This window comes from Diaphorobacter ruginosibacter, from assembly GCF_040396215.1.
GTDB lineage: Bacteria > Pseudomonadota > Gammaproteobacteria > Burkholderiales > Burkholderiaceae_C > Diaphorobacter_A > Diaphorobacter_A ruginosibacter_A.
Map to the genome: position 1 here is coordinate 1 of NZ_JBEBOW010000128.1, position 10,608 is coordinate 10,608.

The window sequence follows — 10,608 nt, forward strand, 5'->3', positions numbered from 1 at the left end:
AGGAGCTTGCTCCATCCTCCCCGGCTGCTTCGGCGGCCGGCAGATCGCGCAGGTGGCGCAGCGACGCAAGGGTGATGGCGGCGATGGCGAGGGAAAAGATGATCAGCACCAGCACTTCGGAGGAAATGCTCAGGCCGGCCAGGCCGCTCACCTTGGTGGCCACGCCCCCCAGCGCCGATGAGAGCGCGAACCACCATGGAAAGGGGCCGAGCTGGCGGGCCATATGATCGGAGATCGGCAACAGCCGCCACGATGGCCGCCTGTTCGACAGCAGGGCGTGGCCGAGCGCGATCACGTACGAGGCATAGGCCGCCATTTCCACGCAGATGGATTCGAGCATGCGCAGCCGTTCGTCGGGCTGGGCATTCACGCGGATGCCGTTCCACATCAGCTTGACCGCCAGCGTCACGATGAGTACGTTGAGGATGACGGCCGCAGCCGCCATGAGCGTGCGCCGCAGCCTGCCCGATGGCAGGCGCGTGGGCAGCACGCGCACCAGAATGCGTTCCGCCATCCATGTGCCGCCGACGAGCAGCGCCAGCGCGCCCAGCAGTTGAAGGATGAAATTGTTGCGCTTGCGGGGAGCGGACGTGGCCTCGCCGATGGCCATGCGCAGGTCGCCCGCGAGCTCCTGGAGCAGCAGCAGGTCGCCGTAGGCGCCGCTTTTCCACTGCCGCCAGAAGAGGGGCGAGAGGGGCGAGTCCACGCGCGCGGTGAGCGCGGCCTGGAATTGCTCGCGGCGTTGCCGGAGGATGTCCGCGCTGCGCTGTTCTGCATCCACGTCGATGAGCCGCGCCAGCTTGAGGTCCGAGTCCACCGCCGTGCGTTGCTTGTTCAGCGTGGAGCGCTGCTCGGCGACGTCCGGCGCATCGGCGGGGGAGCCGCCTTCGGGCGTCGGGCCCAGGCCGGCGAGGCGGCTGTCCACGTCGGCAAGCTCCTCTGTGCGCTGCTTGACGATCTGCCTGGCGAGCGCGCTGATCTGGCTCAGTTGTGACAGCAGCGTGCGCGCGTCGGCGTCTTCCGTGATCTTGGAGGGGATGGCGTCCAGTTGCTTGCGCAGCTCGTCGGGCTGAGGCAGCGGCGGCGCTTCAACCGGCAGTTCAGCCACGGCGGATGTGGCCGCGCGAGCGCCTTTCGCGGCAATGGGTGGGCCCGCGGCCCAGGCGGATGCAAACAGCACCTGGCATGTGCAGAGCAGCATCGCCAGGCATGCCAGCCGCAGGCTGGAGCGCGGCCTTGCGGGAGGGTGCGTGCCGTCGAGGGTGGTCCGAGGGTTCATGCGCGCGGAGGAGCCGTAGAGTAGGTTGACAATGCGATGGAAGAAAGGCAGATGGCTACTCTATCGCCCTGGAGCGGACCGGCGCGTAAGAATTGATATACAGATTCACGCAGCCGGGCGCTGACACCGCGCCCCTGTCAGCCGGTCGTGGCCGTGGTCAGGACGCCGGGCTGAACAGGTCCACGCGGTCGGTGATGATGCAGTCGGTGCCGATGTCCAGCAGGCGCTGGGCTTCCCATTCGTCATTGACGGTGTAGCTGCTGCAGCGCAGGCCTTCCCCATGCACGCGCCGCACGAGGGCCTCGTCCCACAGCGCATGGTTGAGCACCATGGCGACGCAGCCAAGCTCTTTGGCGATTCGCAGGTCGGCCTCGCCGGTGCCGTCCGAAAACTTGTCCACCAGCAGGCCGCGCGGGATGTGGGGCGCGCTTTCCCTGGATCCGCGCAGCGAATCGGGCTTGAACGAGGTGAACAGCGGCGGCACGGCATCCTGGGGCCAGAGGCGGGCCATCAGCTCGCCCGTGGCCTTGCCGGTGATTTCCTCCTGGCCGGGCGTTGGCTTGATCTCGACGTTCAGGTGCAGGCGATTGGCGATGCACCAGCGCGCGAGCGCCTCGAGCGTGGGCAGGTTCTCTCCCGCGAAGGAGCGCGAATGCCATGCGCCGGCATCGAGCTGCGCGAGCTCGCCCATGGTGTGCTCGCCTCCGGCGCCATGGCCGTTGGTGGTGCGCCTGAGATCGGTATCGTGCATCAGGAACAGCACGCCGTCCTTGCTGAGCTTGGCGTCGCATTCGAACATGCGGTAGCCATAGGAGGCGCCCATGCGGAATGCGGCCATGGTGTTTTCGGGCGCCAGCTTGCCGGCGCCGCGGTGCGCGACCCAGCGCGGGTAGGGCCATGCGGCCAGGGTAGTCATAAGGGTTCTCCGAATTTGAGCAGATTGCCGTGCGGGTCGATCACATACAGCTCGCGCATGCCCCATTCGCACTCCTGCGGGGCGCCAAGCGGCAGGCCGCGCACGGTGAAATCGGCATGCGGCGCGTGGGTGCCGCCGCGCACATGGCGGGAGTAATGGCAGGAGGAATGGCGGGGCCGCTCGGTGTTGCCGTCGCATGGCCAGAAATGAATCTCGCAGCCGCCGCGCTCGACGATGAGGTATGTGCCCGGCATCGAGAGCGTGGCGCGAAAACCGGGCCGTTGAACGTAGAAGGCCTCGCTGGCCGCAAGGTCCATCGAGGGCAGGACCGGAACCGTGGAGTGGATCAGCGGGGCCATGGACGTTCCCGGGAAGACGCTTTCTTCGTTCAGATGCGCTTGCCCGTGCCCGCATCGAAGGTGTGGATGCGCTGGGGGCGTGGCGTGACGTGGATGAGCTCGCCGTTGGCGGGAGTGAAGGTGCCTTCTTCCACGCGCACGGTGATCTGCTCGTCGCCGCCTTGCACGCGGCCGTAGATGAGGCGTTCGGCGCCCAGCAGCTCCACCGTGTCCACGACGACGGGCCAGCCCGTGCCCGGCGTGACGTCCAGGTGCTCTGGGCGGATGCCGAAGATGGTTCCCTCGCGGGTGCCCGGCGCGCTCTTGAGCAGGTTCATCGGCGGCGATCCGATGAAGCTCGCAACGAACGTGGAGGCGGGGCGGTGGTACACCTCCTCGGGCGTGCCGAATTGCTCCATGCGGCCGCCGTTCATCACGATCATGCGCTGCGCGAGCGTCATGGCCTCGACCTGGTCGTGCGTGACGAAAAGGCTGGTGATGCCCAGCGTGTTGTGGCGCTTCTGGATCTCGATGCGGGTCTGCGCGCGCAGCTTGGCGTCCAGGTTGGACAGCGGCTCATCGAACAGGAACACCTGTGGGTTGCGCACGATCGCGCGGCCCATGGCAACGCGCTGGCGCTGGCCGCCCGAGAGTTGGCGCGGCTTGCGGTCGAGCAGGTGCGAGAGCTCGAGAATCTTCGCGGCGCCGTCCACGCGCTGCTTGATTTCCTCGATGGGCACGTTCTTGATCTTGAGTCCGTAGGCCATGTTGTCGAACACCGACATGTGCGGGTAGAGCGCGTAGTTCTGGAACACCATGGCGATATCGCGCTGCGCGGGCTCGAGGTTGTTGACCACGCGCTCGCCGATGGAGATCGTGCCGCCGGTGATTTCCTCCAGGCCCGCGACCATGCGCAGCAGGGTCGACTTGCCGCAGCCCGACGGGCCGACGATGACGATGAACTCGCCATCCTTGATTTCAGCGTTGACGCCATGGATCACCGGCACGGCGCTCTTGCCGGTGCCGTATTGCTTGACGACGTCTTTGAGTGTGATGGATGCCATATGAAAAACTTTGAATTCGTTCTGGTTGGAGCGGGTTCGCTGGCTGCAGGCGCGGGTTACTTTTCGGTATCCACCAGGCCCTTGACGAACCACTTCTGCATCAGGATCACCACCAGCGCCGGTGGCAGCATGGCGACGATGGTGGTGGCCATCGCCACGTTCCAGTCGATGGCGGCCTCGCCACCGCTGGCCACCATGCGCTTGATGCCGATGACCACGGGGTACATGTCCTCCGACGTGGTCATGAGCAGCGGCCAGAGGTACTGGTTCCAGCCGTAGATGAACTGGATCACGAACAGCGCGGCGATCGATGTCTTGGACAGCGGCACCAGCACGTCCTTGAAGAAGCGCATCGGGCCGGCGCCGTCCATGCGCGCGGCTTCCACCAGCTCATCGGGCACCGTCAGGAAGAACTGGCGGAACAGGAAGGTGGCTGTGGCCGAGGCGATCAGCGGCAAGGTCAGGCCCGCGTAGCTGTTGAGCATGCCCAGATCCGCCACCACTTTGTAGGTGGGCAGGATACGCACTTCCACGGGCAGCATCAGCGTGACGAAAATCGCCCAGAAGCACAGTTGCTTGAATGGAAAGCGGAAGTACACGATGGCGAACGCGGACAGCAGCGAGATGGCGATCTTGCCCACGGTGATGACCATGGCGGTCACGAAGCTCACCCACATCATCCGGAACAGATTGGTGCTGGAGCCGAGCTTGCCGGAGCCGAAGAAGGCGGCCTTGTAGCTCTCGAACATGTTCGAGCCGGGCCACAGCGGCATGGGCGCCTGCACGATTTCCTGCGCGGTGTGGGTTGAGGCGATCAGCGCCAGATAAATGGGGAAGGCGACGATGGCTACGCCGAGAATCATCACGGCGTGGGACAGCACATCGAGCCAGGGACGTCGGTCAATCATGCTCAGTACTGCACTTTCTTTTCAACATAGCGGAACTGCACCACGGTCAGCGTGATGACGATGAACATCAGGATCACGGACTGTGCGGCCGAGCCGCCCAGGTCCAGCGCCTTGAAGCCGTCCAGGTAGACCTTGTAGACGAGGATCGTCGTCGATTGGCCCGGGCCGCCGCGCGTGGTTGCGTCGATGATGCCGAAGGTGTCGAAGAACGCGTAGACGATGTTGATCACCAGCAGGAAGAACGTGGTGGGCGAGAGCAGCGGCAATTGCACGTTCAGGAAGCGGCGCCAGGGGCCGGCGCCGTCGATGGCCGCGGCTTCGAGCAGCGACTTGGGGATCGATTGCAGGCCCGCGAGAAAGAACAGGAAGTTGTAGGAAATCTGCTTCCACACGGCGGCCATCACGATCAGCGCCATGGCCTGGTTCTCGTTCATGAGAAAGTTCCAGTTGTAGCCGATGCGCTCAAGAAAATACGACACCACGCCAAGCGAGGGCGAGAACATGAATACCCACAGCACACCGGCGATCACCGGCGCCACGGCGTAGGGCACGATCAGCAGCGTCTTGTAGATCATGGCGAAGCGCACGATGCGGTCCGCGAAGATGGCCAGCGCCAGCGAGATTGCGATGCCGAAGGCGGCGACCAGCACCGAGAAGACGGCTGTGCGGTAGAAGGAGTCGATATAGGACTCGTCCTGGAACAATTGCGAAAAGTTCTGCAGCCCGACCCATTCCCTGCTCAGTCCGAATGCATCCTCCATCTGGAAGGATTGCAGGATGGCCTGCGCGGCGGGCCAGAAAAAGAAGACGCCGATGATGACCAACTGCGGCAGCAGCAGCAACCACGGGAGCCAGGCGGAGCGGAAAAGTACACGTTTTTCCATATGCCTTCAAAAACCAAAAAACCGCCGCGGCCTTCATGAGGCCGCGGAGGCATGCATTAAAAATTCATTGTGAAATCATGCCACTGCGGGGAGCGGCATGAAAGGCACGTAATGACCGCTTACTTGCCCTTGTTGGCCGCTTCGAAGCGCGCCAGCAGTTCGTCGCCGCGCTTGACGATGGCGTCCAGGGCTTCCTTGGACGACTTCTTGCCGGCCCACACCTGTTCGAGTTCTTCATCCTCGACGGCGCGGATCTGCACGTAGTTGCCCAGGCGGATACCGCGCGAATTGTCGGTGACCTTGCGGATCATCTGGTTCACCGCGGTATCGGTGCCGGGGTTCTTTTCATAGAAGCCGGACTTTTCGGTCAGCTCGAACGCCGCCATGGTCACGGGCAGGTAGCCGGTGCGCTGGTGGCTGGCGGCTTGCACCTTGGTCTGCGACAGGAAGTCGAAGAACTTGGCGACGCCCTTGTATTCTTCAGGCTTCTTGCCGGCCATCACCCACAGCGAGCCGCCGCCGATCACGGTATTTTGCGGCGCGCCCTTCACGTCCGGGTAGTAGGGCAGGTTGGAGATGCCATAGGCGAACTTGGCGTTCTTGGCCACGTCGCCGTAGAAGCCCGAGGAGGTCTGGATCATCGCGCATTCGCCCGACACGAAGGAGGCCTGCGGCAGCGAGCCACGGCCCTTGTAGACGAATTCGCCCGCCTTGGCGGCCTTCTCCAGGTTTTCGATGTGGCGCACGTGCAGGGGCGAGTTGATCTTCAGGCGCGCCTTGAAGCCATCCTTGCCCAGGCCGTTCTGGTGCGTTGCGAATTCCACGTTGTGCCAGGTGGAGAACGATTCGAGCTGTGTCCAGCCCATCCAGGCCAGGGTCATCGGGCAGCTGTGGCCGCTGGCCTTGAGCTTCTTGGCGGCCTCGAAGACTTCGGGCCAGGTGGAGGGTGCCTTGTCGGGGTTCAGGCCGGCCTTCTTGAAGGCGTCCTTGTTGTAGTAGAAAACGGTGGTCGAGCTGTTGAACGGGAAGCTCAGCATCTGGCCGTTGGGCGCCGTGTAGTACGAGGCCACTGCGGGGATGTAGGCCTTGGGGTCGAAGGTCACGCCGTTGTCGGACAGCACCTTGGCGACGGGAACGGTCGCGCCCTTGGATGCCATCATCGTGGCGGTGCCCACTTCGAACACCTGCAGGATGTGCGGAGCGCCGCCGGAGCGGAACGCGGCCACCGCGGCGGTCATGGTTTCATCATAGGTACCCTTGTAGGTGGGGATGACCTTGAATTCCTTCTGGCTTTCATTGAATTGTCTGGCCAGATCGTTGACCCATTCATTGTTCACCGCCGTCATGGCGTGCCACCACTGAATCTCTGTTTGTGCTTGTGCGGCGATGCCGGTGGTTGCGATGAGCGATGCCATCGCCAGGTGCTTGATCCGCATGTGGACTCCTATGGGTATGAGAGAAAGGTTTGAGCGGATGGTAACCCGCTCGATATGACAGGAAGATGTCGTTTTCGCACAGCCGTATACAGGCCACAACGGGAAAATCCCTTGCGCCTGATCAGCGGGCTCGCAACGCGTTCGTGACTGTCATGGTTGTGTGCCATTGTTAACTCCGGCACTTGGGTGTTGCAATTGTCATTGAAAAGACAAGGTTTTGCGCGTTGCCCAATGCTTGAGGGATTCAGTATTTTTGAACCGCAACAGGAAATTGCCATGACTGCCAGAACTTCGTTGGACAAGAACAAGATCAAGTTTTTGCTGCTGGAAGGTATCCACCCCGGCGCGCTGGAGGTGCTGCGCGCGGCGGGCTACTCCCAGGTCGAGATGCTGAAGGGAGCCCTGCCCGAGAACGAGCTGGTCGAGCGCCTGGCGGATGTTCACTTCCTGGGCATCCGATCGCGCACCCAACTGACGCCGGCCGTCTTCGCCAAGGCGAAGAAGCTGGTGGCGGTGGGCGCGTTCTGCATCGGCACCAACCAGATCGATCTGCAGGCCGCGCGCGAGCACGGCGTGGCGGTGTTCAACGCGCCGTATTCCAATACCCGCTCGGTCGCCGAGCTGGTGCTGGCCGAGACCATCTTGCTGCTGCGCGGCATTCCGGCGAAGAACGCCTCCGTGCATCGCGGCGGCTGGAGCAAGAGCGCGGAGCACTCCTACGAGGCGCGTGGCAAGACACTGGGCATCGTGGGCTATGGCTCGATCGGCACGCAGTTGTCGGTGCTGGCCGAGTCGCTGGGCATGAAGGTGATTTTCCATGACGTCGTCAGCAAGCTGCCGCTGGGCAACGCGCATCAGGTCTCGCTCAACGAGCTATTGGCGCAAAGCGACGTGGTGACCCTGCACGTGCCCGAGCTGCCATCGACGCAGTGGATGATAGGCGCGGAGCAGATCGCGAAGATGAAGCCCGGCGCGATTCTGCTCAACGCGTCACGCGGCACCGTGGTCGAGATCGAGCCGCTGGCTGCGGCGCTGAAGTCGGGCCATCTCGCGGGCGCGGCCGTGGACGTGTTCCCGGTCGAGCCGCGCTCGAATGCCGATGTTTTCGAGTCGCCGCTGCGTGGCCTCGACAACGTCATCCTCACGCCGCACATCGGCGGCTCGACGATGGAGGCGCAGGCCAACATCGGGCTTGAAGTCGCCGAAAAGCTGGTCAAGTTCAGCGACAACGGGACGACCACCTCATCGGTGAATTTCCCCGAAGTGGCGCTGCCGGCGCATCCGGGCAAGCATCGCCTGCTGCACATCCACAAGAACGTGCCGGGGGTGCTTTCGCAGATCAATCAGATTCTTTCGGAGAATCAGATCAATATTTCTGCGCAGTTCTTGCAGACGAATGAGACGCTCGGATATGTAGTGATCGACCTGGACGCCAAGTCTTCCGATCTGGCCCTGGAGAAATTAGCCAAGGTGCCGGGGACGATTCGTTCGCGAGTGTTGTTCTGAATTTTTGTTGGGGGTTTACGAAGCCTTGCGGCTTCGATGGCTATTCGTTTGGGGGCGCAGATATGGGGCTTGATCCTTCGTTGCGCCTCCTTGCCTACCGGAAGGTATGTCTGCGTCGGCGACGCCTCCTCTCAAGCCCCATCTCTGCGTTGTGGTGGGAGGTTCCCGCGATTTGAGCGCTTCGCAGGCTCGCTACGCTGGGATTTCTCATTCAACATTGCTGACTTATTGCGATGCGAGCTGGATCTTGCCTGCTTGCACTACCTTTCCCCATCGTGAGTAATCGGTCCTGATCAGCGATGCGAACTCTGCCGGGCTGTTGTATTCGACGCTGATGCCGCGCTCCTGCAGGTCGTGGTCGGTCTGGGGTGCGCGGGCGATGGTGTGGAGTTCTTTTTGCAGACGCGCGACGATGGGGGCTGGCGTGTTGGCTGGGACGACGATGCCGAACCAGCCGGAGCTGATGAAGCTGGGCAGGCCGGCTTCTGGGGCGCTTGGCACGTCGGGCAGTTGGGGTGAGCGCGTGGCTGCGGTTTGCACCAGGCCTTGCAGCTTGCCCGCCTTGATCTGCGGGGCGAGCACGGTGAGCGTGTCGATGGCGAGGTCGACCTCGCCACCGAGTGCTGCGGTGACTGCTGGCGCGCTGCCCTTGTAGGGCACATGCAGCAATTCACTGCCCGAGAGGTTCTGCAGCAGTTCGCCGGTCAGGTGGCAGAGCGTGCCACTGCCGCACGAAGAATAGGTCACCTTGCCCGGATTCGCTTTGGCGCGCGCCAGCAGTTCGGGCAGGGAGTGGATCTGCAGCTTGGGATTGATCGCGACGACGTTGTGCACCGAGGCGACGAGCGAGACCGGCGTGAAGTCCTTCGCCGGATCAAAGCGCAGATTGCTCTGCAGATGCGGCAGCACGGTGAGTTGGCCGCTGGTGGCGAGCGAGATCGTGTAGCCGTCGGGCACCGCACGCGCCACGTATTCGGCGGCAATCGCCGTGCCCGCGCCGGCCTTGTTGTCGACGATCACCGGCTGGCCCAGTGCCTTGGTCAGTTTGTCGGCGTAGTAGCGACCGATGGCATCCGCCGCGCCGCCCGGCGGGAACGGAACCACCAACTTGACGGGGCGCGCTGGCCAGTTTTCGGCGGAGGCGGGCAAGGTCGTGAGAAGGGGTAGCGCGGCAGCGAATGCGATTGCGGCGAAACGAAAACGAAAGCTATGTGGCTTCATGGTGTGGTGCAGTCCTTTGGTCATGCCGCCACGATAGGCAGCGAGGTTGCGGGAGTGAACAAAGAAAAGCGTGCTTGCTTATGCGCTGCGTGATTCGCGAAGCGGCGCTTTGGCATATTCGGAAAACGTGGTTTCTTAGTTTGAAAACTTCGTGCTCACTCGCTGCGGCTGCATGGTCTGATCGCTGCAGTTATGAAGTGAGGCAACAGGAAATTCATGTCCGTTCTATTGATAGCCGGGAGCCCGTCCGAGCGCTCGCGGTCGGCCACTTTGCTGGCCCAGGTGGGTCGACGTCTGGCAGCGCATCGCGTTCATGTGGAGACTCTGAACATCCGCAATCTCGATGCACTCGCGCTGCTGCAGGCGCGGTTCGATCATCCCGATGTGGTGAAGGCCGCGCAGCAGGTGGCCAACGCCACGGTGATCGTCGTCGCGACGCCCGTCTACAAGGCCGCGTACAGCGGCGTGCTCAAGGTGTTTCTCGATCTGCTGGCGCAGACCGCGCTGCAGGGCAAGACCGTGTTGCCGCTGGCCACGGGCGGCAGTCCGCATCACATGCTGGCGCTCGATTACGCGCTGCGCCCGGTGCTGCAGGCGCTGGGCGCCAAGCAGATTCTCACGGGCATCTACGCGACCGATGCGCAGGTCACGCACCTGCCCGAAGGCGGCGGCGTGCTGCATCCCGATGTGTCGAATCGCGTGGATGTGGCGGTGCAGACCTTGCTGTCTGAAGCGCTGCAGGTGCGCGATGCGGGCTTTGCGCCGGTGCGGTTCGAGCAGGTGCAGTTGAGCGTTTAAGCGTTTGAGGCTCGTTGCTTTGTACCTCATTTTGCATATCGATTTCTGTTTTTCTTCCTTCGCCAATGCGCGCTGATTCGCTCCAATCGGGGTTGATTTCATTTCTCAAACGAAGGGCGAAAAGATGAACGGCGTGGGGCACGAAGCAGAGGTGGTGGTCGATTCTTTGGTGCGTCGCAGATGGCTGCGCGCGGCGGGTGCGGCAGCGGCGGCGGGTGTTGCTGGCGCAGTCGCGGGGCGGGTGTGGGCGGCGCCCGT

General features: G+C 63.2%; 10 protein-coding genes. 2 read left to right on the forward strand and 8 right to left on the reverse strand.

Going from position 1 to position 10,608, the window contains the following annotated elements:
- From ABWP92_RS14155 to ugpB, 7 genes are all read right to left on the reverse strand, one after another.
- On the reverse strand, nt 1-1,279 hold a 1,279-nt coding region (locus tag ABWP92_RS14155), incomplete at its 3' end, for a DUF3772 domain-containing protein (RefSeq protein WP_353236037.1).
- 157 nt (nt 1,280-1,436) lie between these two features.
- Nucleotides 1,437-2,195, reverse strand: a complete 759-nt coding sequence (ugpQ, locus tag ABWP92_RS14160) for a glycerophosphodiester phosphodiesterase (RefSeq protein ID WP_353236038.1) — start codon at nt 2,193-2,195, stop codon at nt 1,437-1,439.
- Nucleotides 2,192-2,554 (reverse strand): DUF8817 family protein, encoded by a 363-nt coding sequence (locus tag ABWP92_RS14165; RefSeq protein WP_353236039.1) that lies wholly within the window; start codon nt 2,552-2,554, stop codon nt 2,192-2,194. Before ABWP92_RS14165 ends, ugpQ begins: the two co-directional genes overlap by 4 nt.
- 29 nt (nt 2,555-2,583) lie before the next feature.
- On the reverse strand, nt 2,584-3,597 hold the full coding sequence (gene ugpC, locus ABWP92_RS14170; protein ID WP_353236040.1) for a sn-glycerol-3-phosphate ABC transporter ATP-binding protein UgpC: 1,014 nt from the start codon (nt 3,595-3,597) through the stop codon (nt 2,584-2,586).
- A 56-nt stretch (nt 3,598-3,653) separates the two neighbouring features.
- A complete protein-coding gene (gene ugpE, locus ABWP92_RS14175; RefSeq protein WP_353236041.1) occupies nt 3,654-4,505 on the reverse strand; it encodes a sn-glycerol-3-phosphate ABC transporter permease UgpE in 852 nt (283 codons plus the stop codon).
- Between the two features lie 2 nt (nt 4,506-4,507).
- On the reverse strand, nt 4,508-5,389 hold the full coding sequence (gene ugpA, locus ABWP92_RS14180; protein WP_353236042.1) for a sn-glycerol-3-phosphate ABC transporter permease UgpA: 882 nt from the start codon (nt 5,387-5,389) through the stop codon (nt 4,508-4,510).
- 119 nt (nt 5,390-5,508) lie between these two features.
- Nucleotides 5,509-6,825, reverse strand: coding sequence for a sn-glycerol-3-phosphate ABC transporter substrate-binding protein UgpB (gene ugpB, locus ABWP92_RS14185; protein ID WP_353236043.1), 1,317 nt, complete (start codon nt 6,823-6,825; stop codon nt 5,509-5,511).
- 276 nt (nt 6,826-7,101) lie between these two features.
- Here ugpB and serA point away from each other — a divergent pair, with 276 nt between their 5' ends.
- Nucleotides 7,102-8,331: a phosphoglycerate dehydrogenase gene (gene serA, locus ABWP92_RS14190; protein WP_353236044.1), complete on the forward strand. Its 1,230-nt coding sequence runs from the start codon at nt 7,102-7,104 to the stop codon at nt 8,329-8,331.
- Nucleotides 8,332-8,556: 225 nt separating this feature from the next.
- Here serA and ABWP92_RS14195 read toward each other — a convergent pair whose 3' ends face one another.
- The gene (locus tag ABWP92_RS14195) at nt 8,557-9,552 is read right to left on the reverse strand and encodes a Bug family tripartite tricarboxylate transporter substrate binding protein (RefSeq protein WP_353236045.1); all 996 of its coding nucleotides are present in this window, start codon (nt 9,550-9,552) and stop codon (nt 8,557-8,559) included.
- A gap of 216 nt (nt 9,553-9,768) precedes the next feature.
- Here ABWP92_RS14195 and ssuE point away from each other — a divergent pair, with 216 nt between their 5' ends.
- Nucleotides 9,769-10,350, forward strand: coding sequence for an NADPH-dependent FMN reductase (ssuE, locus tag ABWP92_RS14200; RefSeq protein WP_353236046.1), 582 nt, complete (start codon nt 9,769-9,771; stop codon nt 10,348-10,350).
- The last annotated feature ends 258 nt before the right edge of the window (nt 10,351-10,608 follow it).